Origin of the sequence: Flavobacterium kingsejongi (genome assembly GCF_003076475.1) — a bacterium.
GTDB lineage: Bacteria > Bacteroidota > Bacteroidia > Flavobacteriales > Flavobacteriaceae > Flavobacterium > Flavobacterium kingsejongi.
Window position 1 is genome coordinate 62,689 of the sequence record NZ_CP020919.1, and the last position, 26,181, is coordinate 88,869.

Here is a 26,181-nt window from a genome sequence, read left to right on the forward strand (position 1 = left end):
CGTTTTTTTTTTAAAATTGAACTTCTAACCCAAAAGAAAGAATTTTTGGAGTTGGATATTGGTATTGGTCAGCAGCTCTTGTACTTTCTGCATCCCAACCACGCCATTTAGACCAAGTCACATAATTTTCTGCCTGGCTAAAAATTCTCAAATGTTTAATAAATGTTTGATCTAAAAACCTTTGTGGAAAATCGTATCCTACTGTCAAACTACGAAGTCTGATATAAGAAGCATCTTTTAAGTTTCTGTCAGAAAAAGAATCTAATGCTAAGTTAGTTGCATTCAAACTAGGAATATCAGTAACTCTGTTAGTTGGAGTCCAAGCTCTTAAAAGATCTGTAGAAACATTAAACTGTCCTAAGTTAGACGGATCTTGCAAACCAGATAAATCATAATCATACCTGTCAATATCAGCAACAAAAGTGAATTGAGTAGCAATAAAAAATCCTTTGTAAGAAGTATCAAATCCAAATGCACCCTGATAAACTGGCAAAGCAGATTTACCTGTAAATACCCTATCACTGTCGTTTGGATTTTCAGTCAAAGCACCATTTTTGTCATAAAACAAAAGGTTACCATTTGCTGGGTTAACCCCTGCATATTTAACTAAATAGTATTGATTCAAAACATCACCTTCTCTGTTAGCCGTTAAGCCACCATCCCATACCAAACCGTTTTCGCTTGGTAATTTCACTAACTCATTTTTGTTATAAGAACCATTACCGTATACAGAAAATTTAAATCCATCAGTAGCATTTCGTACTACATCATATCGAACACTTAATTCAATACCTCTGTTTCTCAATGAACCAAAGTTATCATTGATTTCAGTAAAACCAGTTACCGCAGATAATGGAACCCCTTGGTACAAATCTTCTGTTTTCTTCTCATAAACGTCAACACTACCACTTAATCTACTTTGGAATACTTCAAAATCCAAACCAATATTAGCTTGTTTTACAGTTTCCCATTTTAAATTTGGATTTCCAATCTGTACAAAAGCGTATGCATTAGCATTATTATATGAGTTACCAAAATTACTTAAGTTGTAAGGTAAGCTAACCCCATTAAATCCGTTTTGACCAACGATCAATTGATTACCTGTAGTACCATAAGAACCTCTTAATTTCAGCATATCAAATACTGAATTTTCCATAAAGCTCTCATTATTGATATTCCAACGTCCAGAAACAGACCAAAAAGTAGCCCACTGATTATCTCCTGTAAATCGGAAAGATCCATCACGTCTGATTGTTGCACCAATGCCATAAGTAGAATCGTAATCGTAATCAGCAGTACCAAAATACGAGAACATACCACTTTCAATTTTAGAAGCTCCTACTGTAGGAACATAAAACTCAGGTGTTTGTGGATTAAAACCTACAAAACCACTGCCGTTTCCTGGAGAATATGTAATAGGATCTAAACCATCCTGTCTGTAATTAAAAGACTTATAATGTCCTTTATTATATTCTGTATAAGCCCCAAGGTCTAAAGTATGCTTTTCATTGAATGTCTTACTATATTTTAAACTTGTAACAGCAGTTATTTGTACGTCTCTAGTAAATCCTTCACTTTGAAAACCAAGGAATTCATTATCAACCTGGAACAACAAAGAGTTGAAAGAAGTTGGACTTTGAGATGTTAAGCTATTATTTTGAGTATAATCAACACCAATTCTGGTTCCTAAATTCAAACCTTCTGCTAATTCATAGCCTAAAGTTCCGCTCAAAATTAATTTTAACTCTTCTGTACGAGCAATGAAATTATCATTACTCAATTTATCCAATAGAAATAATGGCGTTAAGGCCAAACTACCACTTGTATTATATAAATCTAATAATTGTGCACTGTTCACATATTCATTTGGTGATATATATGGCAATGAGTTATTAGCTCCTAATACATAATTCTGATTTACACCACCTGTCCCAACGTTAGTTGCTTCATTTCTTCTGGAGTAGTTTACAGTTACATTTGTAGAATAAGTAAATTTCTTATTATCTGATCTTCCGTTAAGGTTATTTCTAAAATTGAAACGGTTCAGATCAGTTGTATTAAGAATACCTTCCTGCCCTAAATAAGCAATAGAGGTAAAAGAAGATAAATTTTTACTTCCTGAAGTAAGGTTTAACACATGGTTTTGTGAAACTCCTGTTCTAAAAAATACATCTTTCCAGTTTGTATTAACATTAGCTAACGCATTAATTTGATCATCTGTTTTACCAAACCCTCTTCCAACACCGTATGCTCTTTCTGTTCTTAGTAAGTCAGCAGAACCCATTGTATTGTACTTATTTTTCTGTAATTCAGTTAGTCCATAAGTAGATTGGTATTTTATTTCTAATGCAGAATCGAAACTACCTTTTTTGGTTGTTACAACAATTACACCATTTGCTCCTCTATTACCATAGATAGAAGTTGCCCCAGCATCTTTAAGAACTGACACAGACTCAATATCATTAGGGTTAATAGTCCTGAAGTTGTCCACATTCAAAGGCACACCATCAATAATATACAACGGCTCAATATTACCATTGATAGAACCAGCTCCCCTTAAGATAACCGTACTATTAGATCCTGGCTGACCAGAACCTGTAGTAATATTCAGACCCGCAACCTGACCTTGTAAAGTCTGAATAAAGTTTGCATTTGGACGCCCTTCAATTTTTCCTGCCGAAACAGTAACAACTGCATTATTCGACTTGGCTCTTGTTGTTTTTTTGTACCCTTCAACAACAACCTCACCTAAATCTTCTGCATCTGGCTCCAATGCTAAGCTAACAGTACTTGAAGCTCCAACACTTACAGATTTAGTCTTCATTCCTATAGAACTAAAAACCAAAACCTCACCTTGATTAGCTGATATAGAATATCTACCATCAACATCGGTTTGAGTACCTCTTGAAGTACCCTTAACAAGCACACTTACACCGGGTAAAGGCAATCCCCCTTCGGTGATTACACCAGTAACAGTTTTCTGTTGTGCGAACGAAAACTGCATTGAAAACGCTAATAAAAGCGTAAAAATCCATTTGAACTTCGATCTCATATTAAATTTATTTGAGTTAGTTATCTGGCAAACTTCTTAATAATTTCTTAAATAACCAAATATTAACACCTAATAATACTTTTGATCTGTGTTAAAAAAAAAGCACCAAACTTAAGGTTATCCTACAATCTCATTCAAAATATGTGATAATGTCTAAGATGTTCACTCAAATTTTATATTTTTACCAAAAAAAAGATGCTTTTAAAATGTTACAGTAATTTAACATTAGAAGCCGGCACCGATGAGGCCGGGAGAGGTTGTTTGGCAGGACCGGTTACTGCAGCCGCTATTATTCTGCCGGAGGATTTTAAAAATGATCTCCTGAATGACTCCAAACTACTTTCAGAAAAAAACAGGGATTTATTGAAACCAATAATCGAAGCAAGTGCTTTGTGCTATTCCGTGACGCATATTGAACCTTCTATAGTAGATGAAATCAACATCCTGAATGCGTCGATACATGCGATGCAGGAAAGCATTAAAAAATTACAGCCTATACCTAACTATATTATTGTAGACGGTAATCGCTTTAAGCCGGTAGATAACATTCCGCACAGCTGTATCATCAAAGGAGACAGCAAATATTTAAGCATTGCAGCAGCCTCCGTATTGGCCAAAACCTACAGGGATGAATATATGAACATGATTCATGAAGAATTCCCAATGTACAATTGGAAACAAAATAAAGGCTACCCCACCAAAGAACATCGGGAAGCCATCAGAAAATATGGCACTACAAAATACCACCGTATGTCATTCCGCCTTTTACCCGAGCAATTAACACTCGAGCTTACGGAAGCAATTTAAGCTCCTGATTACTCCGTTTTAGCCATTTCAATAAACTCCGCTTCAAACAAAGTACTGAAATGCTTCAGCAATTTTGATTTTACTTCTGCCTCATCAACCTTTTCGACACCTAATTCTATATTTAAGGACGCAACTGCTTTACCGCGGATACCACAAGGGATGATATGATCAAAATAACCCATATCAGAATTCACATTGAATGCAAAACCATGCATAGTAACCCAACGGGAAGCACGGACTCCCAAAGCACAAATTTTTCGCGCAAACGGTGTGCCGGCATCCAGCCAAACTCCAGTTTCCCCATCACTCCTTGTTCCGGTTATTCCGTATTCTGCCAAAGTCAGTATGATCACCTCTTCCAAAAAGCGAAGGTATTTATGGATGTCTGTAAAAAAATTCTCTAAATCCAAAATAGGATAGCCTACGATTTGACCCGGGCCATGGTACGTAATATCCCCACCTCTGTTGATCTTATAAAAAACAGCTCCTTTATCTTTTAGTTGCGTTTCGCTTAGGAGCATATTATCCATACTTCCACTCTTGCCTAAAGTATACACATGCGGATGTTCCACCAACAGCAAATAGTTCGGCGTTTGCAGTTCCAATGCTTCTCTCCGGTTTTTGATTTTTAGATCCACCACACCCTGGAATAATTTTTCCTGGTATTCCCAGCTCTCTTTATAATCCTTACGACCTAAATCTTCTAATAAAATTTTTTTATTACCCATCACAAATCCTGATTTTGTAGTCCCACAAAGTTACAAACTAAAACAGCACAAATTCAACATCCGGCTAAAAGTCTGTTTTGTCTTATACTACTTACAGAAAAGCTTTTTTATAAAACAAAAAAACATCAATTATAAGCTCTTAAAAAGTAATATGACAAATAACTATACCTCCAAAATACATGGATGCAAATACTAACAAAATGTATAAAATAAAATAAAAACTGTATCTTTGCAGCCTTAAAATTAATACACTATGCAACTTTCAGAACAAGAAATCGTCAGAAGAGAAAAACTGAGCCGATTAAAAGAACTCGGCATCAACCCCTATCCCGCCAATTTGTTTCCGGTAAACCATACCTCAAAGCAAATCAAGGATACTTTTGAAGAAGGAAAGAAAGTTATTGTAGCAGGAAGAGTAATGAGTACCCGTATTCAGGGAAAAGCATCATTTGCCTCCTTACAGGATAGTGAAGGAAGAATTCAGATTTACATCAACCGTGATGAAATTTGTCCTGACGAAGATAAAACGCTTTATAACGAAGTGTTCAAAAAACTAATTGACTTAGGGGATTTTATCGGTGTTGAAGGAGAGTTATTCACCACACAGGTAGGTGAACAATCCATCCGGGTAAATACATTCTCCCTGCTAAGCAAAACATTGCGCCCACTTCCACTTCCAAAAACGGATACTGAAGGAAACATACACGATGGATTCACCGATCCTGAATTGCGTTACCGCCAAAGATATGTTGACCTTGTTGTTAACCCACAGGTAAAAGAAGTATTTATCAAAAGAACAAAACTGTTCAATGCGATGCGTAACTTTTTTAACGACAAAGGCTATTTCGAAGTTGAAACACCAATATTGCAATCCATTCCAGGTGGTGCAGCAGCACGCCCATTTATAACACACCACAATTCACTTGACATTCCTTTATATATGAGGATTGCCAATGAATTGTATTTAAAACGACTTATTGTAGGTGGTTTTGACGGGGTTTATGAGTTTTCTAAAAATTTCCGCAATGAAGGTATGGACCGTACTCATAATCCTGAATTTACAGCAATGGAAATTTATGTAGCTTATAAAGACTACAACTGGATGATGGAATTCACCGAAAACCTTTTGGAACATTGTGCTATCGCAGTAAATGGTGTGGCAGATGCTACATTTGGCGAACATAAAGTAAGCTTTAAAGCTCCTTATGCCCGCGTTACCATGACCGATGCAATTAAGCAATTTACCGGTTTTGATATTTCAGGAAAATCGGAACAGGAAATATTTGAAGCTGCAAAAGGCATGGGTATTCCTGTAGATGCCACAATGGGGAAAGGAAAACTAATAGATGAAATATTTGGAGAGAAATGTGAAGGCAATTTTATCCAACCTACCTTTATAACAGATTACCCAAAAGAAATGAGTCCGCTTTGTAAAGAGCACCGTGATAATCCGGAACTTACAGAACGTTTTGAACTGATGGTGTGTGGAAAAGAAGTTGCGAATGCGTATTCTGAGCTTAATGACCCTATTGACCAAAGAGAACGTTTTGAAGCCCAGTTACAACTTTCCGAAAGAGGAGATGATGAAGCGACACAATTCATTGACAATGACTTCTTAAGAGCGTTAGAATATGGAATGCCTCCAACTTCAGGCCTAGGAATCGGAATGGACCGACTGATTATGTTCCTGACTAACAATGCCTCTATCCAGGAAGTATTGTTCTTCCCACAAATGCGTCCGGAGAAAAGAACGGTTCAAATTGATTTGACGGAAGAGGAAAAAGCAATTATTGACCTCTTAAAAAGCAATGCTAACGCCATGCCGCTAAATCTATTAAAAATACAATCCGATTTAAGTGGCAAAAAATGGGATACCGCTATGAAAGCACTTTCTAAACACGGGATTTTAAAAGTAGTTGTTGACGGCGAGAACAAAACTGCCGAATACCACGAAAAATAATCGATATCTAAAGGAGAAATTCAATGAATTTCTCCTTTTTAATTTAATACCGCTATTGATTTCACAATCAGGCGAAAAACAATTTTGTTTTTATGGTAAAATAAATTAGATTTGAAACCCTAAAGATCAAACAAAAAAACACAATACAATTATGAAAAAAACATTCGCTATCCTTGCATTTTTATTTGCAATAACAATCAGTGCAACCGCACAGGACACTAAACCAAACGCTGCTACTTCCACTAAAAATGATTTGATTGAACTGAATAGCTACCTTCATCTTGATGAAAATACTCAAAAGACAGTAACCAATACGATTTATCGCAAGAATAAAATCCTGGCTGAATCTAAAATTACCGAAAGTGATAAAAATACCATTATCACCGAAACTCAGGCTGCTCTTGCAAAACAATTATCTCCTGAAGAATTACAAAAACTAAAATCAAACCCTGAATTATACAGAAGATTAACTCAGGAAATAAAATAAGGTATTCCCTTCTCAGTAATCATAACAACACTTACTCTGAGGTTCAATACAATTAATTCAAAAAAAGTCCCGGAAATCCGGGACTTTTTTATTGCTCTTATTTGACTTCTATAATATGTCTGGAAGTCAATCCCCGCTCTTTCATTAATTTCAGAAGTGCGGCTCCGGCTTCCTGATTACGATCTGTCGAAAGTACATCTGCGCCATTTTCTACCAGTTTTGCATACAAATCATCACCATTTGTTTTGGCCCTTTTATCTAAATTCCCCATAGTACCCAATATGCAGCTTATTCCACGGGAATGCAGGTATTCATATACTTCGGGTTTAGGTTCCGAAACCCCTACAAAAGCAATCATTTTTTCAGCTTTAACACCTAATTGTTCCATACGCTCTACATCTTCTTTACCACGTGCAGAAACTGAAATCATAAGATCCGGTGCAAGTGCCGCAATTTCTGCAGCCTGGTTCGCATTATAGGTAATAATAACCACATAAGATTCTGCCTTATTTTTCCGGACAGCATCAACAATCATTCTAAAAGGCACACCTTTCTTAATATCGAGATTTAGAATCACTTTGTCCTTACTCCACTGCAAAACCTCGTCAAGTGTCTCTATCTTATACTCTGTAACTTTTCCTTCCGTATCTTTAAGTCGTAGTTTTCTCAACTCTTCAAAAACATAATTCTCGATTTTTCCGGTTCCTGTTGTTGTTCTGTCCAGTGTATTATCATGCATCATTACCAAAACCGAATCTTTACTTAAAGCGATATCCGTTTCAATAACAGCGGGATGAAAACGCGTGGCATTGCTAAAAGTTGGTGTACAATTTTCAGGATATCCTACCGTTGGCCCACCACGATGCGCACTGACCAGGGGAATGGAATGCCCTTTATCATAGCGTAGAAAAGCCTGAAGTTCTGCTGTAGTCTTGAATTTCAAAAGGTATCTGGATGGCTGTTTTGCACCACCACATCCTACAAGTGCCATCGCAATGGCGATTCCGAAGATGCGCAATTTATATAACATAGCTTTATTATTTTTGACAAAAGTACAATTTCCATAGCAACCCAACAGGCGCTACAGCCGCTTTATGAAATTTTTTACAGCATTAAAAAAAGAATCCCAATTTCAATAAAAAAGAGCGCATTCTGACGGACAGAATGCGCTCTTTTCTTAATTAGAGTACATTATTCTTATAAGCTATAATTCAAATTCACAGACCATCTGTAGTCCGCTTTCACCAAACCTCCGGTCAGGTTTTGATTAATAGGTAACATCGCATTGAGCCCTAACGAAAAGCGGTCTCTCCCAATCTCCATTCCAATTTTACCAAAGAAGATATCGCCAGAAGTCGTTTTCAATGTATTATGTCCATATTCTTTATTACTTTCGGTTACTTCACCTGCAATCCCTAACTGTGGAACATAACTCATTTTAGCCGTAGAAAAGGCATAAAATAATGTGCTCCCATAATTAAATTGATTTCCAAACTGGTAATGATCTGCGTTTTCGGTTTTAATGGTGTAATTCAACATCGTATTCAGTCCGAGATTGTCTTTCCGAACGATATATTCCGTCGCAAGTACATAGTCCCAGCTTCCTGTTCCTACCTGAAAACTGGGATTAACACTACCATTATTCTCCTTATTATATTTCCCTGTAGGCGCTTTCACACCACCACCCAACTGAACAGTATGTTTAAAAACAGCTGTATCCCTGGTGGTTTCAAAAACGGTATATAAGGCCATCACCGTAATATCTCCTAGTCCACTGATCGATTGTGCACCAGTTGTTTTTTCATTTTCATGAAAATGATAGGGCACCAAAGCAGTAATCTGAATCTTTTTTGAAACTGGAATTCTTCCCCAGGCCTGAACGGTATTAAAAGTCTGGTCGATCCAGGGTGAATTATTAAAAATTCCGTCCCGGGTACTGTAACTTTGACGGATATAGCGTAGCCCCACAAAATTCTGGTTCAGCATTGAACTAAATCCCATACTTCCCCCACTTGCTGAGCAGCCACAAGTATCACAATCGTCATCATCAAAAAACATCATTTTCTGAAAATGATATTTTGCAATTGTATCCATGCGCTCATGGCTAAAAGCAAGAGTTGATAGTAAAATCGTAACTAATAAAATATATTTTTTCATTGTAATTAGGTTTGAAAATAAAATAGCGGATTCACTATATATTCTTCGTCAGTTAATGTTTTCAAAAATGCAATTAACGCTTCTTTTTGTTGCTGATCCAATGGTATTCCCAATTGGCCATCCTGATTCAGCAACGGATCGAGTGTATCAGAATGCAACATTCCGCCCGAGTAAAAATTAAGCACCGATTGCAAAGAGCCAAATCGCCCATCATGCATATAAGGCGCTGTCAAAGCTACATTCCTAAGACTTGGAACCTTAAATTTATAGCGATCATACTCGAATCCCGTCACTACCTCCCTACCCTTATCATTCAAAAAAGGATTCGGTGGCAAGCCGTTATTCCGAAAGGAACTATCTGTAAAAAGATCGGTGGTATGGCAGGAAGCACACTTTTGTGTAAATAATTCCTTACCTGTAAGCTCCTGTTGGGTCAAGGTAGCTCCGGGTTCATTACGCACATAACGATCGTATCGGGAATTGGCAGAAACCATCATGGTCATAAATTGCGCCAATGCTTTCAGCATATAATTAGAACTGATTTCAGCACCGTTAAAGGCCTCTGCAAACAGTTTTTTATACTTCGCATCCCCTTTGAGCTTTTGCACAATATTCTCCAGCGTCTCATTCATTTCCACAGGATTATGGATAGGGACTATTGATAGCATTTCAAGATTCGCTGAAGCCCCATCATAAAAGTAAGCCGTTTGAAAAGCCATATTCTGGATGGCGGGTGCATTGCGTATCCCTTCGAGATTATTAACACCATGACTGAAATCATGCCCATGATGTGTAAATGCAGTAGCTTGCTCATGGCAAAAAGAACACGAAACTGTACCATCTGAAGATAGCCTGCCGTCATAAAACAACTTTCTCCCTAATTCAAATCCTTTTGTAGTGGGAGGATTATTTGCAATAACATAGGCTAAAGGCGGAAAATTGGAAGGAACCTGAAAAGCCATTGGCGTATCAATTTCAGTATATTCCGCAGCATCATCGTTCTGGCATCCTATGAAGCAGAACGTTACCAAAAGAAACAGTAGTTTATTCATCTTATTTGAGTTTATCCTTACGAAACCAAAGGGCTCCGTAAGGATGATAAACTACTTTTTAGTGTCCGTTTGCATGTACGTGATCCACCACAAACATTCTGGTAGTATTTCCGGCAATTGTAATTAACGCCTGGCCTCCCATAATACTGGCTGACGTATTGGCCACGTTCATATAATCGGATAGTTTCAGTTTGGCCTCTCCATCCAGGATTTTATTCGCATCCACAATCAAATGAACTGCCGGAGAAGCATCTGTTCGCACTTTTGCAGTAGTAGGGAAATCAAGGGTAATCTCACGGTAATTATCGGTTGCAGAATTACTCCCCTGATGCACCATAAATTCTTTTTCACCCGAAACTAACGGGGAAGTGAACGTACCCTGGAAATTTATAAAACGATATCCTGTCGACCAGGTCCAGGTAAGATTATTCGCTGCAGCAACATCCCAGAAATCCTGTTGTGCAGTTTCTCCTTGCCCGTAACGATCCTGATCCACACCAAGTCCAAAACGAATCTTCACATAATCTCCAGATGGGACATTTACCAGATGTACTGTGGTAAGCTGCTCCCCTTCATTAATAATAAAATAACTTTCATTTTTAGGATATACTTTTTCAGTCCCATCAGCACTAATGAGCACAAAATTAGATACGATATAAGAAAACCGTGAAATCTTCAGCGTTTCACCATTGGTATTCAGATAGTTTGTATTGAGTATCAGGTCATCTCCATTAACAGAATTATCAAATTCAATCTCCATTTTTCCGGTACTTCCTTCAACAATAGGAGTATCATCATCACTGCTGCAAGAGAACATAAGGGTACTGATAGCCACTACAGCTATGATATTTTTTAATTGTAATTTCATTTCTTAAAGTTTATTTTTAAATTTTTTGAATGCATAGTCATGCCTTTGAGCAGTACATACGGCCAAGGCATAAATCATCATTAACTGATGTAAAACAGATTTTTTTTAAGAAATAAAAATGGGTGGGTGGAAGATCGAAAATAAATCAGCCGGAGCATAGAGGTTCTCACGGCTCAAAGGTGTTTTGATACCGCTATCGTTGCGAAATACGATACAATTATAATCTGGAATTTCATGTGCAAAAAGTAAATTCACCTCTACGTTTGAATTTTTCTTTTCTGATGAAGACGGTTTTTCATTTTCCGAAGCTTTTGCAAGCTCTTTCATCAAATGGCACTTTCCATTACAATGCATTTCCGGCTTTGCTTTATTCACACAAAGCACAGTAGCAATATAATCATAATTGGCAGCATACTGCAAAACCGGAATAACGGGTTTTAGCACAATTAGCAAAGAGAATATGATTATGATTTTTTTCACGGTGGCAAATTTAGTGATCAAAAAACAATTATTTTATATTAATCCAATTTAAATCTCACATCGATTAAACCTTTTCCTTTTTTCAATGTCTTATCCTCACGAACAATTAAAAAATAAAGATTATGAAAAAATGGTTAGTAGGCGCATTATTGATTGTCGGAATGACAACATTTGCACAAGAAGCAGTAAAAAATACCGCAACCAATGACGCAAAACCAAAACGGGAGCAACTTAATCCGGAACAAAGAGCACAGCGACAGTTACAAAAACTTACTGCAACGTTAAACCTGACTGCGGCACAACAAAAAGAGGTTGAAAAAATCCTGATCGCACAGAATGAAAAAAGAGAAGCAAATTTTGCAGTACACAAAGCGGACAAAGACAGTAAAAAAACACTGACTAAAGAGGAACGCCAAGCACGGAAATCTGAAATGGAAGCTAATCGAACTGCTGTAAAAGAGCAGTTTCAAAAAATCCTTACTCCGGAGCAATTGGTAAAGCTTGATAAATTAAATTCAGAAAAACGCCAAAAAAGAGCAGAAAATCACAAAAAAAACGAATCTTCTACCAATAAAAAGGTTTAGATTTAAGAAAATAGTTTTGTGTTGACTGATAAATTAATTAGATTTGAAACACAAATTATCTAACTAACTTATTATCATGAAAAAAATAGTCACGCTATTAGTACTTTTCTTTGCTGTTACTTTTTCTGCGAATGCACAACAAGAAAATAGTATTGATACTTCTGTAAAAAAAGATGTATATGCCGCTATGGAATACATTAAGATAACACCGGAAAAACAAAAGGATTTACAAAAAATACTTTTTGACAAGTACAGAAGACTGGAAGACAAAACGTTGAGCGACGAAAGAAAAAATTTGATTGCTGAATCCACTCTTCGCAAGATAAAAAGTATTTTTGATACTACTGAAATTCAGAAATTGGAAGCTAATCCAGAACTACTGAATCGCTTAATAAAATAATGCTCATTTTAGAGGCTGTCGCAATAGACAGCCTTTTTTATAAAAAAAAAGAGCCTTGGAATTTATATTTCAAGGCTCTTTTTGCTTACTGTAAACGATTAGAAAGTCGCTGCAACCTTCCCTACAGCTTCAATAGTATAATCAAGATCTTCGTAGCTTAATGCATCAGTTATAAACCAGGTTTCATAGGCCGAAGGTGCAATGTAAATACCTTCTTTCAGCAATCCATGGAAAAACTTTTTAAAAGTATCGTTATCTCCGTTTTTAGCGCTCTCAAAATCTGTCACGGGTCTTTCATCAAAATGTACAGAGATCATCGATCCTACACGGTTTATAGTGTATTTAATACCATACTCCTGCAATTTCTTGTCGATTCCCTTTTCTAAGTATGCTGTTTTTTCAGCTAAACGGTTAAAAAGTGTAGCGTCATTGTGTATTTCCTGCAGCATAGTAAGTCCAGCTGCCATCGCCAACGGATTACCCGAAAGTGTCCCGGCCTGGTATACTGGCCCAAGTGGTGCCAAATAATCCATAATTTCCTGACGGGCGGCAAATGCTCCTACAGGAAGCCCGCCCCCAATCACTTTGCCAAACATCACGATGTCCGCCTGGATACCGAACAGTTCCTGTGCACCACCTTGTGCCAATCGGAAACCAGTCATTACTTCGTCAAATAGTAATAGTATACCATTTTCAGTACACAAAGCCCGTAATCCTTCCAAAAAACCTTTTGCTGGCGGCACACATCCCATATTTCCTGCGACAGGCTCAATAATGATTGCGGCAATTTCACCTGAATTTGCCCGAATGATATCAGCCACATTTTCGAGGTCATTGTAGCGTGCTAACAATGTATCTTTTGCAGTTCCAGCTGTAACACCCGGACTATTGGGCGCTCCAAAAGTAATCGCTCCGCTCCCCGCCTGGATCAGGAAAGAATCGGAATGACCGTGGTAACATCCGGAAAATTTTATAATTTTATCTTTCTTTGTAAAACCCCTTGCCAATCGTACGGCACTCATACAAGCTTCTGTCCCCGAATTTACAAAACGAATCTTATCGATTCCGGGAACCATTTTTACAGCAAGTTGTGCGATTTCAGTTTCCAAAGCCGTTGGCATACCGAATGAAGTACCCAGTTTGGCCCGTTCCACAACAGCATTTACAACCGGCTCATAGGCATGGCCTAAGATCATCGGACCCCAGGAATTTATATAATCGATAAGACGATTGCCATCTTCATCATAAAGATAAGCACCTTTTGCCTTCTGGACAAAAATGGGTGTTCCGCCTACTGACTTGAAGGCTCTTACCGGAGAATTTACGCCACCAGGAATGACTTTTTCTGCTTCAGCAAAAAGCTGGCTACTTCTTTCGTATAACATAGTTTTGTTTTTCAAATTTCAAAAAAGCAAAGTTACAAAGAGCTACAGTTTTTTTAGGAGCAATTTTAAAAATTGTTTTTAGTTGTACTATCGGCTACCATACAGTACTAAAAAACCCTGAAAGCTCTATTTATCCCAGGGTTTGTTTTGTATCGGACTATTTGAAGTAAATAGTAATATTATATTTTAAGGTTTTGCCCTATTGCGATCGCATTATCAGAAAGGTTATTTTTCTTTTTCAGTTCATCGACAGTAGTATTGAACTTTTTCGATATGGAATAAAGCGTATCACCCTGCTGTACTTTGTACGTAATATCGTTTGAAGCTATTTCAGGCGTACTTGTAATAATTGTAGTGGTTTTTGTTTCCGTTTTTACCACAACAGGCTCTTCTTTATAGGTTTTTCCCATTACCTGCATATCATATTTTTGCAATTGATAGCGCTGGATTAATCCAATTAATTTTTCGGGATATTTAGGATCAGTTGCATAACCCGCAGCCCTAAGTCCTTTGGCCCAGCCTTCGTAATCATCTTTTTTAAGCTTAAAAAGCGCTGCATAACGGCTTCTGCCGGTCAGGAATAAGGCGTGGTCTTTATAGGATTCTCCTGGATCAGTATATTTTCGGAAACATTCCTGTGCCGAGTCATCATCATGCCGTACACTTTCGCCTTCCCATCCGGTGTGGCATTTAATCCCAAAATGATTGTTGGCATTTTTACTTAAGGTACCTAATCCTGAACCTGACTCTAAAATTCCCTGCGCCAGAATGATACTCGCCGGAATGCCATATTTGCTCATATTTTCTTTTGCTATCGGACTAAACTGGTCGATATAGGCATTTACAATTTCATTCGTCACAGTCGTTTTAGAGGTCGAAACGAGTACTTCAGAACGGGAAGTCTCCGTTTCTGATTTTTGGTTTGCGGCTGATCTTTTTGTCGTCGCGACAGACGTTCGCTTATTGCGGACCAATTCCTTTTTCGGTTGTGCACTACTCCCCTTTTTAACTTTTGATTTTCCGGAGCCACAACTTGAAAGAATCAGGATAATAAAAAGAAGTGAAATTTTTTTAAGCGTTGACATTGAGTATCGGTAGTTTTTTAGTTTGTAATTTTTTATTCATTCCGGCAATTCCCTGTAATCCTCCGGTATGGATCATCAATATTTTGGAATCTTTAGGAAAAAAGCCTTTGGTAATTAAGTCTATAACGCCAAAAACCATCTTTCCAGTATATATTGGATCCAAAGGAATCTTATTTTGATTATAAAAATCATTTATAAAAGCGATCAATTCAGGAGTTACTTTACCATAACCTCCAAAATGATAATCGTTTACAAGCATCCAGCGGTCATTTTTAGCAAATTTTTCAATTTCCTCCTTTAGAAATTCCCCTTTTAAAGCGGGAAATCCAAGGACTTGCTGGTGCATTACCGAACTATTAATAAGCCCTGCAATAGTACCTCCGGTTCCGACTGCACAGCAAATATAATCAAAATCACCGTCTTTATCCGTCAGGATCTCTTCACAACCCTTCACAGCTAATATATTAGTCCCTCCTTCAGGAATAACATAAGCCATTCCCCACTTTTCCTGAAGCGGCTCCAGAAAATCTGTTTGGTCTTTTTGACGGTAATCGGATCGGGAGACAAACTGGAACTGCATACCACATGCTGCAGCAAAAGCAAGTGTAGGGTTTTGTGTTATTTCGGATGCTAATTCTTCGCCCCGGATTACCCCTATCGTTTCAAAACCATAGTATTTCCCTGCAGCAGCAACTGCGGCAATATGATTGGAATAGGCTCCTCCAAAAGTCAGCAGTCGCTTTGCACCGGATTCCTGAGCTGCTAAAATATTATATTTGAGCTTCCTGTATTTATTCCCGGAAATAAATTCATGAATCGTATCTTCCCTTTTTATATGGAGGAATACTCCATGATTTGGAAAATCGATCAGCTGATTTGGAATTTCTGCCAGTACCATTAGCTTTTTTAATTTTCACAAAACTACTATAATTATCCAAGTGCCCCTACAATATTAAGAATCTATTGAATTCCTGTACTTCAAAAAAGCCCAAAAAGGCCTTGTTTTTAAGTAGCTCATGTTATTTTCATTCCGATACGCCTCACGCTCAAAACCAATCGCCCGATAGGCCTTATGGGGATCACGGTGGCGGATCAGCTTAATGCAAAATTCGAAAAGGTACCAAACAAAAAAAGGAAGGATCAATAACTCCGCCTGCTGTCTCAAATGGATTCTTTCATGGTTGAGTATCACAGGGTCGTTACAGTATTCCCGCTTCTTTAGGATTACAAAAGGATAAATTGTAATTCCTGCAAAACGTTTCGGCAGAAAATATTTTGATACAATTAGAAACATTGCCTCTAAAGTTTATAAATTTGTAGAATGGACCGCCAAAATAATGAAAATAAACTAAAGGAGGGAGAAGATTTTTATTACTCTCCCGAAGGCTATAAAGTATTTACTGAAAAATTTCATTTAAAAAGAGGGTATTGCTGCAAAAATGGCTGCCGTCACTGCCCGTACGGCTTTAGCCTCACAGATCCCGAAGGACGAAAAAAAAAGCGTTAATAATAGCCATCACTTACATTTTACAACTGATTCAAAAGCACTATAAACAGATACAACAGTATGAACAAAACACAAATAGCATCCGATACTATTTCTGATACAGACACCAGATCGCTTTTTCACGAGCAAATCAGGCAGGGTATTCCCGCTATATTACCGGAACCAAAAACTTATGATACTGCTATTAATCACGCACCAAAGCGTAAAGAAATTCTTTCTCCAGACGAAAAAAAGCTGGCTTTACGAAATGCCCTGCGTTATTTTCCTGCGGATCAGCATGCTATTTTAGCCAAAGAATTCCTGGCAGAATTAGAGACCTACGGCAGAATCTACATGTACCGATTTCGCCCGGATTATAAAATTTTTGCAAGGCCAATTTCAGAATATCCCGGAAAATGTGAACAAGCAAAAGCTATTATGCTAATGATCCAGAATAACCTGGATTATGCGGTAGCACAACACCCACATGAATTAATCACTTATGGCGGAAATGGTGCTGTTTTTCAAAACTGGGCACAATACCTGTTGGTCATGAAATACCTTTCGGAAATGACCGAAGAACAAACATTAGTAATGTACTCCGGGCATCCAATGGGTCTTTTCCCATCACATGCAGAAGCCCCCCGGGTAGTCGTAACCAACGGAATGGTAATCCCAAATTATTCCAAACCCGATGACTGGGAAAAATTTAATGCTCTTGGTGTCTCCCAATATGGACAGATGACCGCAGGCAGCTATATGTACATTGGCCCACAAGGAATTGTACACGGCACTACTATCACAGTATTGAACGGTGGCCGGAAAATTTCCAAAAATGGCGAAGGATTAGCCGGAAAACTATTTGTAACATCTGGCTTAGGTGGTATGAGTGGTGCGCAACCCAAAGCAGGAAACATTGCGGGATGTATTACCGTATGTGCTGAAGTGAATCCAAAAGCCGTACAAACACGCCATTCTCAGGGCTGGGTAGATGAAGTCCTTACAGACCTCGACAAACTGACCGTCAGAGTACAACAGGCAAAAGCCCAGAAAGAAACAGTTTCTATTGCCTACCAGGGCAATATTGTAGATGTCTGGGAAAAGTTTGATACCGAAAATATTTATATTGATTTAGGCAGTGACCAAACCTCATTGCATAATCCTTGGGCAGGTGGCTATTATCCTGTAGGAATTTCCCTGGAAGAAGCCAATACTATGATGGCCGATAAACCGGAATTATTCAAAGAGAAAATACAGGAAACCCTTAGAAGACACGCAGCAGCCATCAATAAGCACACTGCAAAAGGCACCTATTTCTTTGATTACGGAAATGCTTTCCTTTTAGAAGCTTCCCGTGCCGGTGCTGATGTATTTGCACCCAATAAAATTGATTTCAAATACTCGAGCTATGTTCAGGATATCATGGGCCCTATGTGTTTTGATTATGGATTTGGCCCGTTTCGATGGGTTTGTGCTTCCGGAAAACCAGAAGACTTAGCAAAAACTGACGCCATAGCCTGTGCGGTATTAGAAGAAATGTCCAAAACTGCTCCAGTAGAAATCCAGCAACAAATGCAGGATAATATTCAATGGATCAAAGGCGCACAGGAAAACAAATTAGTAGTAGGATCGCAAGCCAGGATTCTTTATGCTGATGCGGAAGGCCGTATAAATATAGCCCGTGCCTTTAATGAAGCAATTGAAAAAGGGGAAATTGGTTATATCATATTAGGGCGTGACCATCATGACGTTTCCGGAACAGATTCACCATACCGCGAAACTTCTAATATTTACGATGGCTCCCGATTTACCGCTGATATGGCAATACAAAATGTAATTGGCGATAGTTTCCGGGGCGCTACCTGGGTGTCTATTCACAATGGCGGTGGCGTCGGTTGGGGCGAAGTAATTAATGGTGGATTTGGTATGGTTCTTGATGGAACAAAAGCAGCATCCAGACGCCTGGAATCCATGCTGTTCTGGGATGTCAACAATGGAATTGCCAGAAGAAGCTGGGCCAGGAATGATGAAGCCATCTTCGCAATTAAAAGGGCTATGGAAACGCAACCTTTATTAAAAGTTACCATCCCTACTATAGTAGATGATGCTATTCTGGATTTTTAATCACAGTCCTATCGGTTGAATTTTAAATGCCGGAAATGAAACAAAATAGTTAACACAAACACATTTGGGAATATGAAAGCTCTAAAATTTACACCATTAGTATTGTTTTTCATTCTCGCTTCCTGTGCCTCAGTAAGAGTACAAAGCGATTATGACAAAAACACCGATTTCTCACAATACAAAACTTTCGCATTCTACAAGACCGGAATCGATAAAGTAGAAATCTCTGATTTGGATAAAAAAAGGATATTACGCGCCATTGACGAACAACTTACCGCCAAAGGTTTTTCAAAAAGCGACAATCCGGACTTATTGATCAATATTTTTACCAAATCCCGCGAACAGGTAAACGTAAGCCAATTCAATGCCGGTTGGGGCTACGGATGGGGATGGGGATGGAATCCCTGGATGTGGGGCGGAAACTACACGACAGTAAACACCTACAGCGAAGGAACATTATACATCGACCTTATTGACGGAAAGAAAAAAGAATTGATTTGGCAGGGTGTTGGTGAAGGCGTTTTAACACGGGATACCAGTAAAAAAGAGGAACGCATTAATGAGTTCGTAACACGAATCCTGGCGCAATTCCCTCCTGAAAAGAAAGAAGCCAAGAAATAATCACAACTATATTACACAAAAGAAGCCGCTTAATTGCGGCTTCTTTCTTTTATAATAAGAATTATTAAATTAAACACCACCCTTCAATCGGCATAGTTTCAATTTAAAATAATGCATTACTTTTTATTCAAATATGCTTTTTTAGCTCCATTTTTTAATGAAGAAGAGTGAATTCTTTTTATCGGCTGAACAGTTGTTTTTCCAGCTGGCGTACTTGCATTATAAAACAAATAATCACCACTAAAATTACCCACAACAGTTTCTCCACCTACAAATACAGCATCATAAGTATAAGTCCAATTTTGAGGATCACCTGCTACTTGTGGCACATTGATAGTCGTAAGATTAAGATTTAAAGCCGTCAAACTTTCTTCATCACCTTCTAACTCATCTTCTCCAATAATTCCATATAAAAATTGTGATCCCGGTGTAGCACCAAATACAAAATTAGCTGCAGTTGGATACTCCAACGTCACAGCACCAACTTGTGGTGTAGTAAAATACACATCCATTTCATTTTCTGTTAGTGCATTATACCCTGCTGCAATCCAGTTATTCATACTATTCTCATCCGTTCCTAAATATACTAAAATTGAAGTTTCAGTATTGTACACTGTACCATTAACCACAAACGAATTAAGTGGCGCAGTCACTTTTACAGTAATGTCTGCACTAGTCAATGTACCATTAACTGCACGAATCGTATAAGTCCCACCTGTTGGCGGTGTAAAAACGTTACTACTAATCGCTACATTATTTACAAAAAACTGTGAACCAGCCGTAACATCTACTGCTAAGTCAGTTTTTACTGTTAATGTAAATGTTTCTCCAAAAACGACTGTCGGAACATTCGATGTCAAAACAATTGATGAAGCTACATCATCGTCACTACTACAAGAGGTAAAAAAAGTACTACCCGCTACTGCTAAAAAGAAGAAAATTTTTTTCATACTGAAAATTTAAAATTTAGTTATTAGAACATAAAAGTAATTTTACGGATTTAATCTGCAAAATTTTTAACACCAAACAAGATATAAAACAAAAAAAACAATAGAACAATCTTTGCTTTACTTATTTTCGCTTACAATACTATATATTTTTATACCATAAAAAAAGCCGCCAATTGGCGGCTTTTATTTAAAATAATTTAAATTAAATTATTTTTTAGCTAAATGCATTTTGCCTTTAGACAATTTTACATTTTTAGGAGCTACGTTCATTTTAGCTGCTTTCGCACCTGTAGCATCGTAATATCCTGTAGTACCACTGTACTGTCCTTGAACTACTTTACCATCATTCAATGTTACTGAATAAGTAGCTGCTAAATTAGATGCAGTAGATGTATCCGTTGGAAATTGTATTGCAGTAATATTCAAACTTACATCAGCAATCAAAGCTGCTCTCTCGTCAGCATCTTCAGGTAATAAAGCTACATTATTTGAGATTACATATGCATCTAGCAAAGTAGGCAATGTAGTCGAATTCCAAGAGAAGTCTGCTACCGTAGGAAAAAGAATCGTAAATGTCGGCTCACCATCTGCATCTTGACCTGTCGGAACGATTGGCAAAGCAAAAGTTAAGTATAAGTCATTTGGATAAGTTGCTGAATTACCAGAACCTACTTCTTTGTAAGGATTAAAGTCCCATAAAATCAAATACTGTCCTGCTGTACCCGCTTCATATATACCTCTAAATCCAAATCCAACAACTGGCGTTTCATAGTTTGTATTATTTAAAACAAAAGAATTACTAGGAGATACAACTGGAGCTGCAGTAACTGTAACTGTAACAACAGCACTAGTTAAAGTACCATTCTTTGCTTTAACACTATAAGTACCAACTGCACTTGGAGTATAAACATTAGAAGTGATTGCTACATCATTTACAAAGTATTGAGATGTAGTTGTTACATTAGCTGCTAAGTTATCAGTAACTGTAAATGTAAAAGATCCACCCAACGCTACAGTTGCAACATTTGAAGTTAATGTGATAGCTGTTGCTCCTGGAGTTACTGGTGTTCCGTCATTTGAATCGTCATCACTACTACAAGAAGTGAAGAATGTTCCAGCTACCGCCAGGAAAAGAAAAATTTTTTTCATAATAAAAATTTAAAGATTAGTTAATTGACCGTAAAAATAATTTTTCCAATTGTATTTACAAATATTTTAACATTAAAAATATAACATCCCGAAAAGCCAATTCAACAACCATTATTCAGCAATTAACACAAAACAATAAAACATTAACATCATATTTTTACTAAAAAGAAAAAATCAATAAAACAAAATAAAACATACGTAATAAAATCACAAAAACAAATAACTTTGTTCAATCAATATTAATTTAGCGATTATTTTTTTAAATTCATTTATTCTTAAAAAAATAAAAATAGTGTACTTTTACAGCAATCCAACATTCAGACTTATAAAATGAAAACATTTGAAAGCAATCCCTTATTAGATCGTTTACCAAAACACTTAAAACAATTTATAAAGCCGCAGGATTATGATGAATATACACCTATTAATCAGGCTGTATGGCGCTATGTAATGCGTAAAAATGTTGATTACCTTTCAAAAGTTGCCCATGAATCCTATTTGATAGGGCTTAAAAAAACAGGTCTAGAAACAGAACATATTCCCAATATGTATGGTATGAACCGCATCTTAAAAGAAATTGGATGGGCTGCTGTGGCTGTAGATGGTTTTATACCTCCTAATGCATTTATGGAATTCCAGGCTTATAATGTCCTGGTAATTGCCTCTGATATCCGACAACTGGAACATATTGAATACACACCCGCACCAGACATCATCCACGAGGGAGCCGGGCACGCACCAATCATTGCAAATCCGGAATATGCCGAATACCTTAGGAGATTTGGTGAAATTGGCTGTAAGGCTATTTCCTCTTCCCGCGATTATGAAATGTATGAAGCGATCCGACTACTTTCGATATTAAAAGAAGCCGAAGGAACTCCACAAAATGAAATTGACGCTATTGAAAAAAAGGTGGAAGATTTGCAGAATAATATGGGGGAACTATCCGAAATGGCACTTATCAGAAACCTGCACTGGTGGACTGTTGAATATGGCCTTATCGGTGACCTCAACAATCCTAAAATATATGGCGCAGGGCTACTTTCTTCAATAGGAGAAAGCGCCTGGTGCATGACCGATAGCGTGACTAAAATACCGTATAACATTGACGCAGCATACCGCAGTTTTGATATCACCAAACCACAGCCCCAATTGTATGTTACCCCAGATTTCGCCCATCTAAACTCTGTTTTAGAAGAATTTGCCAATACCATGGCTTTACGAACCGGCGGCCTAACAGGAATACAAAAACTGATACAATCCAACGCGTTGGGCACGATTGAATTGAGCACCGGAATTCAGGTTTCAGGTGTTTTTACAAATGTCATTGCCGAAAACAACAAACCGGTGTACCTGCAAACTACCGGTAAGACAGCACTATCCTACAGAGAGAAAGAATTAGTCGGGCATGCCACATCCTATCATTCAGAAGGTTTTGGAAGCCCTGTAGGCAAACTAAAAGGCATTAATCTTGCTATCGAAGACATGAGCCCGCGGGATCTTCAGGCGTATGCAATATATGAAGGGGAACGTGTTACGCTTGAGTTTGAAGGAAATATTACAGTATCCGGTAAAATCATTACAGGCACCCGAAACATCCAGGGAAAAATTATCATTATCAGCTTTACCGATTGCACAGTAAAACACAATGAAACGCTTTTATTCCAACCTGAATGGGGCATTTACGATATGGCCGTGGGTAAAAAAATAGTCTCTGCCTATTCCGGACCTGCAGACATCAACAGTTTTGACCTGATTACTCATGTCCCTTCCAGTACCACTATTAAAGCTCAAAAAAACAGCAAGCGGGAAGAACTGGAATCATTATACCAGAACATCAGAAACATCCGCGAAGGAAAAACACCAGTTATGTCCATCGCCGAAACATTTAATGCCGTGAAGCAAAATCACCCTAAAGACTGGCTGTTATCCTTAGAAATATCTGAATTACTAAACAAAGACAACGATACTGAATTACTCCAGAAGGTACTTATCCATTTGGAAAAATTAAAACAAACCCGACCTGAAATTGCACATTTGATTACCGGCGGTTTAGAACTTATTTTCGAAAATGAAAATGTAAACTAAACGGTACAATAATATCCAAAAGCATTAAAAATAACTATCGCAAAATACCATGAGCGAATTCCTGAACTATTTTAATACTTTTGAAACGGATATCCCAATTGTGGTGTTCCTGATGCTATTCAGTTGCGGGATTGCGATATTTCATACCGTTATATTATCTGGAATTTTATCCCTAAAACTCCGGCCCAAGTGGTTATTTTTTGCATTAAATCCTACTTTAATAGGCTGCACCTATTTGATATTTCATCACGGTTATGCCCTACTCACTTTTACCATCTTATTCCTTTCGGTATTTGTTTTGGGGCTTATTGCCATGATCATATCGACGATACGTGACAATCGGAAAAAAGTGCATTATCCGCAAAAGAACCCAAAGCCCTTGTGGAAAAAAATATGGATTGGCACCGCTGCGATTGTATTTATCATTGTGTTTTTCCTGTCCGGCCCTTATGCCATCTTAATCATAATCGTATCCGGAATTGTATTGGAAATGTTACCCAGTTCCAAAAATCGCTTTCTAAAATACCAGGCCATACTTCCTACTTCAAAAATAAGATCGGCAGCGATGGGCCTTATTGAAATCGAAGGGACTGCCATCTCCAAAACACCACTCGAGTCCCGCATCCTTAAAAAAGCCTGTATTGGTTATAAATATGTGATTGAAGACATTACCAAAGACAAAGACGGTGATTATAATTATTCGGAAGTGTTCTCAGAAACCATTTGCGAACGTTTTTATATTCGGGATACTACCGGGCAGATTGAGGTCAATCCTGAAAAAATTGAATTCATCTGGATGCCGCTCGACGAACAGTATTCTTCCGGAAGCAATCGGTATTCACAGTACCTCCTGAAAGAAAATGATGAAGTCCTGATCATTGGAAAAGCTTCCTTAGAAGGCAATACCCCAATTATTGAACATGAAAACATCAAAGATGTTTTTGGGATTACACTCCAGGAAAAAATCAATCATTACAATACTTATAAACCGCTACTCAATTCCTTTTTTTATTTTACAGCAGTATTTGCGCTGTTCATGGCCTTATTGCTCATCATGCCGATAACAATCAAAGAAGGCATAGTCACTATCGAAGTAAGTTCCAATATGTTTAACTGGAATGATTTTTTCTCTAATTTTAAACCATTCTAACCCTATCCCCTATGAATCCCATAATCACTATTATCATCCTTATATTACTGGCAACAGGAATCATCAGCGTGGTGGTTGCTGCCTATAACAAACTGGTGATGCTGAAGTTCAACACACAAAAAGCCTACGCCAATATCGATGTGCTCCTCAAACAAAGGGCTGATGAAATTCCAAATTTGATTAAGGTGGTAAAAGAATACATGAACTACGAGGAAAAAGTACTGACACAACTCACTCAATTGCGGACGCAGTTCCTAAACTCCAATGATCCAAATGAAAAAATAGAGCTTTCCAATCAGATGGACAAAACCATGAAATCGGTATTTGCTGTCTCCGAAAACTATCCGAACCTTCAGGCGTCTGCTACCTTTTCAGAATTGCAAAAAAGAGTTTCAGACCTCGAAAATGCACTTTCTGACCGTAGGGAGTTTTTCAATGAAAGCATCAACATGTACAATATTGGCATTTCGGAATTTCCAAGTGTACTACTGGCAAAAATATTCGGTTATAAAGAGAAATCGTTACTGCAGATTTCAGAACAAGAAAAACAATATCATGGAGTTCAGTTTTAAGCTATACGATTTCATGAAAGACATTGATAGCAACCCACAGACAGTAGTCATGTGGGCTGCTTTTGGGGTACCATTAACCATGCTGGCTCTCACTTTCCCGCTTTTCCTTTTCCGAAAAATGGGTCTTTATCCAGTGCTCAAACCCTATTACAGCGTCCTCTATCTATCATTAGGAATCTCGTGGATTCTGGGCTTTATAACCCAAATGGTTTTATTTTTCACAGAAATATCCGGCGTTCGGATGGCCTTGATCTGGATTGTGATGTTTTTCGTTTACTTTACATTTTGTGTTTTCAAACGCAGGCAGCTGAATAGTTGGCTTGATGCGCTTTCAAAGGCCAAAGCAAATAAACAGTAAACCTACAGTTGCAATTGCAGGTCACTATCCGTTTTGACTTCAGTACCATTATACTCAAGCTTCCATCCCATTGAGTTGGTAAGGATCAATATTTTAGACAACTCACTTACCAAACGATTTTTCGCATTGGTTTTCAGGGTCGACTTTTCTATTTTCAGTTTTAGCTTCTCTTTGACCTGTGTGTTGATTTTATTATAGTCATCCCCGGTAAAAGGATTTAATTTACTCTGATTGACATCGTAGAATTTTATATCCGGGCTGATTTTAATTTCCTCTTTCGGAATGGAAGTAATGGTAATCGTTTTATCTTTTTCATTAATATCGTAAGTAACCTGCCGTAAATCATAGGCTACTGTAACATCTGCATTCACAACAATTAATGCCTTTTTCTCAAAAGTCAGCACATCCAAGAAGTATTTCTGTTGGTCTTTATACGTCAATACTTCCGAAAAATGCCCTTCTGTCACAACGAGCTTCCCGACATTTACAATCTGCTGCTGAATCAGGTTAGTATCACTTGTTAAAGAAGAACCGTCTTGTTTTTTAAATTCACAAAATCGGAATAACAATACGACTAAAACCACTGCAGCAACACCTATAATAATTTTTTTCATTTACCTTTTTTTATAAATTTAAAG

The 26,181-nt window shown here is 37.7% G+C and carries 26 protein-coding genes; 12 read left to right on the forward strand and 14 right to left on the reverse strand.

The genetic code is table 11. From position 1 onward, the window contains the following. Nucleotides 1–10: 10 nt before the first annotated feature. Nucleotides 11–3,052 (reverse strand): SusC/RagA family TonB-linked outer membrane protein, encoded by a 3,042-nt coding sequence (locus FK004_RS00265; RefSeq protein WP_108735443.1) that lies wholly within the window; start codon nt 3,050–3,052, stop codon nt 11–13. A gap of 195 nt (nt 3,053–3,247) precedes the next feature. On the opposite strand from FK004_RS00265, the gene FK004_RS00270 reads away from it, so the two are divergent. Continuing rightward, nucleotides 3,248–3,859: a ribonuclease HII gene (locus FK004_RS00270; protein ID WP_108735444.1), complete on the forward strand. Its 612-nt coding sequence runs from the start codon at nt 3,248–3,250 to the stop codon at nt 3,857–3,859. Nucleotides 3,860–3,867: 8 nt separating this feature from the next. Here FK004_RS00270 and lipB read toward each other — a convergent pair whose 3' ends face one another. Then, complete coding sequence (gene lipB, locus FK004_RS00275; protein ID WP_108735445.1) at nt 3,868–4,587, reverse strand: lipoyl(octanoyl) transferase LipB; 720 nt, start codon at nt 4,585–4,587, stop codon at nt 3,868–3,870. A gap of 253 nt (nt 4,588–4,840) precedes the next feature. Between lipB and lysS the strand changes: the two genes are divergently transcribed. Together lysS and FK004_RS00285 are read left to right on the forward strand one after the other, a co-directional pair. Further along, nucleotides 4,841–6,547: a lysine--tRNA ligase gene (gene lysS / locus FK004_RS00280; RefSeq protein ID WP_108735446.1), complete on the forward strand. Its 1,707-nt coding sequence runs from the start codon at nt 4,841–4,843 to the stop codon at nt 6,545–6,547. Between the two features lie 151 nt (nt 6,548–6,698). After that, the gene (locus FK004_RS00285) at nt 6,699–7,034 is read left to right on the forward strand and encodes a hypothetical protein (RefSeq protein WP_108735447.1); all 336 of its coding nucleotides are present in this window, start codon (nt 6,699–6,701) and stop codon (nt 7,032–7,034) included. 97 nt (nt 7,035–7,131) lie between these two features. Here the strand turns inward: FK004_RS00285 and FK004_RS00290 are convergent, their stop codons facing one another. The 5 genes from FK004_RS00290 to FK004_RS00310 form a co-directional block, all read right to left on the reverse strand. Continuing rightward, nucleotides 7,132–8,064 (reverse strand): glycerophosphodiester phosphodiesterase family protein, encoded by a 933-nt coding sequence (locus FK004_RS00290; protein WP_108735448.1) that lies wholly within the window; start codon nt 8,062–8,064, stop codon nt 7,132–7,134. Nucleotides 8,065–8,231: 167 nt separating this feature from the next. Then, nucleotides 8,232–9,191, reverse strand: a complete 960-nt coding sequence (locus tag FK004_RS00295; RefSeq protein WP_108735449.1) for a transporter family protein — start codon at nt 9,189–9,191, stop codon at nt 8,232–8,234. Nucleotides 9,192–9,196: 5 nt separating this feature from the next. Next, nucleotides 9,197–10,243 (reverse strand): cytochrome-c peroxidase, encoded by a 1,047-nt coding sequence (locus tag FK004_RS00300; protein ID WP_108735450.1) that lies wholly within the window; start codon nt 10,241–10,243, stop codon nt 9,197–9,199. Between the two features lie 58 nt (nt 10,244–10,301). Next, nucleotides 10,302–11,111 (reverse strand): MbnP family protein, encoded by an 810-nt coding sequence (locus FK004_RS00305; protein WP_108735451.1) that lies wholly within the window; start codon nt 11,109–11,111, stop codon nt 10,302–10,304. Nucleotides 11,112–11,216: 105 nt separating this feature from the next. Further along, entirely contained in the window at nt 11,217–11,591 is a 375-nt protein-coding gene (locus FK004_RS00310; protein ID WP_227871644.1) for a hypothetical protein, read from the reverse strand. A gap of 122 nt (nt 11,592–11,713) precedes the next feature. Between FK004_RS00310 and FK004_RS00315 the strand changes: the two genes are divergently transcribed. Both FK004_RS00315 and FK004_RS00320 read left to right on the forward strand, forming a co-directional pair. Further along, complete coding sequence (locus FK004_RS00315; protein WP_108735452.1) at nt 11,714–12,175, forward strand: hypothetical protein; 462 nt, start codon at nt 11,714–11,716, stop codon at nt 12,173–12,175. Between the two features lie 76 nt (nt 12,176–12,251). Continuing rightward, nucleotides 12,252–12,575, forward strand: coding sequence for a hypothetical protein (locus FK004_RS00320; protein ID WP_108735453.1), 324 nt, complete (start codon nt 12,252–12,254; stop codon nt 12,573–12,575). A 98-nt stretch (nt 12,576–12,673) separates the two neighbouring features. Here FK004_RS00320 and hemL read toward each other — a convergent pair whose 3' ends face one another. The 4 genes from hemL to FK004_RS00340 all read right to left on the reverse strand — a co-directional run bounded on the left by hemL (nt 12,674) and on the right by FK004_RS00340 (nt 16,339). Beyond that, complete coding sequence (gene hemL, locus FK004_RS00325; protein WP_108735454.1) at nt 12,674–13,960, reverse strand: glutamate-1-semialdehyde 2,1-aminomutase; 1,287 nt, start codon at nt 13,958–13,960, stop codon at nt 12,674–12,676. Nucleotides 13,961–14,139: 179 nt separating this feature from the next. Next, a complete protein-coding gene (locus tag FK004_RS00330) occupies nt 14,140–15,045 on the reverse strand; it encodes a glucosaminidase domain-containing protein (protein ID WP_108735455.1) in 906 nt (301 codons plus the stop codon). Then, on the reverse strand, nt 15,032–15,943 hold the full coding sequence (locus FK004_RS00335; protein ID WP_170108533.1) for a 1-aminocyclopropane-1-carboxylate deaminase/D-cysteine desulfhydrase: 912 nt from the start codon (nt 15,941–15,943) through the stop codon (nt 15,032–15,034). The genes FK004_RS00330 and FK004_RS00335 overlap by 14 nt, the downstream gene beginning before the upstream one ends. 54 nt (nt 15,944–15,997) lie before the next feature. Continuing rightward, on the reverse strand, nt 15,998–16,339 hold the full coding sequence (locus FK004_RS00340) for a hypothetical protein (protein ID WP_108735456.1): 342 nt from the start codon (nt 16,337–16,339) through the stop codon (nt 15,998–16,000). A gap of 27 nt (nt 16,340–16,366) precedes the next feature. Here FK004_RS00340 and FK004_RS00345 point away from each other — a divergent pair, with 27 nt between their 5' ends. From FK004_RS00345 to FK004_RS00355, 3 genes are all read left to right on the forward strand, one after another. Continuing rightward, nucleotides 16,367–16,552 (forward strand): C1orf53 family protein, encoded by a 186-nt coding sequence (locus tag FK004_RS00345; RefSeq protein ID WP_108735457.1) that lies wholly within the window; start codon nt 16,367–16,369, stop codon nt 16,550–16,552. Nucleotides 16,553–16,612: 60 nt separating this feature from the next. Continuing rightward, nucleotides 16,613–18,655, forward strand: coding sequence for a urocanate hydratase (locus FK004_RS00350; protein ID WP_108735458.1), 2,043 nt, complete (start codon nt 16,613–16,615; stop codon nt 18,653–18,655). A 72-nt stretch (nt 18,656–18,727) separates the two neighbouring features. Next, nucleotides 18,728–19,276 (forward strand): DUF4136 domain-containing protein, encoded by a 549-nt coding sequence (locus FK004_RS00355; protein ID WP_108735459.1) that lies wholly within the window; start codon nt 18,728–18,730, stop codon nt 19,274–19,276. A 116-nt stretch (nt 19,277–19,392) separates the two neighbouring features. Here FK004_RS00355 and FK004_RS00360 read toward each other — a convergent pair whose 3' ends face one another. Further along, complete coding sequence (locus tag FK004_RS00360) at nt 19,393–20,226, reverse strand: hypothetical protein (protein ID WP_108735460.1); 834 nt, start codon at nt 20,224–20,226, stop codon at nt 19,393–19,395. A gap of 207 nt (nt 20,227–20,433) precedes the next feature. Beyond that, a complete protein-coding gene (locus FK004_RS00365) occupies nt 20,434–21,375 on the reverse strand; it encodes a hypothetical protein (protein ID WP_108735461.1) in 942 nt (313 codons plus the stop codon). Between the two features lie 330 nt (nt 21,376–21,705). Here FK004_RS00365 and FK004_RS00370 point away from each other — a divergent pair, with 330 nt between their 5' ends. From FK004_RS00370 to FK004_RS00385, 4 genes are read left to right on the forward strand one after another with little or no spacing between them, the layout of a single operon-like run. Further along, nucleotides 21,706–23,463, forward strand: coding sequence for an aromatic amino acid hydroxylase (locus FK004_RS00370; RefSeq protein WP_108735462.1), 1,758 nt, complete (start codon nt 21,706–21,708; stop codon nt 23,461–23,463). 49 nt (nt 23,464–23,512) lie between these two features. Beyond that, nucleotides 23,513–24,613 carry a hypothetical protein gene (locus FK004_RS00375; protein ID WP_108735463.1) on the forward strand — a complete coding sequence of 367 codons (1,101 nt, stop codon included), beginning with the start codon at nt 23,513–23,515 and terminating at the stop codon, nt 24,611–24,613. Nucleotides 24,614–24,624: 11 nt separating this feature from the next. Further along, the gene (locus tag FK004_RS00380) at nt 24,625–25,185 is read left to right on the forward strand and encodes a LemA family protein (protein WP_108735464.1); all 561 of its coding nucleotides are present in this window, start codon (nt 24,625–24,627) and stop codon (nt 25,183–25,185) included. Between the two features lie 13 nt (nt 25,186–25,198). Further along, nucleotides 25,199–25,543 carry a hypothetical protein gene (locus tag FK004_RS00385; protein ID WP_157955990.1) on the forward strand — a complete coding sequence of 115 codons (345 nt, stop codon included), beginning with the start codon at nt 25,199–25,201 and terminating at the stop codon, nt 25,541–25,543. A gap of 2 nt (nt 25,544–25,545) precedes the next feature. Here FK004_RS00385 and FK004_RS00390 read toward each other — a convergent pair whose 3' ends face one another. After that, complete coding sequence (locus FK004_RS00390; protein ID WP_108735466.1) at nt 25,546–26,157, reverse strand: DUF4230 domain-containing protein; 612 nt, start codon at nt 26,155–26,157, stop codon at nt 25,546–25,548. Between the last annotated feature and the right edge of the window lie 24 nt (nt 26,158–26,181).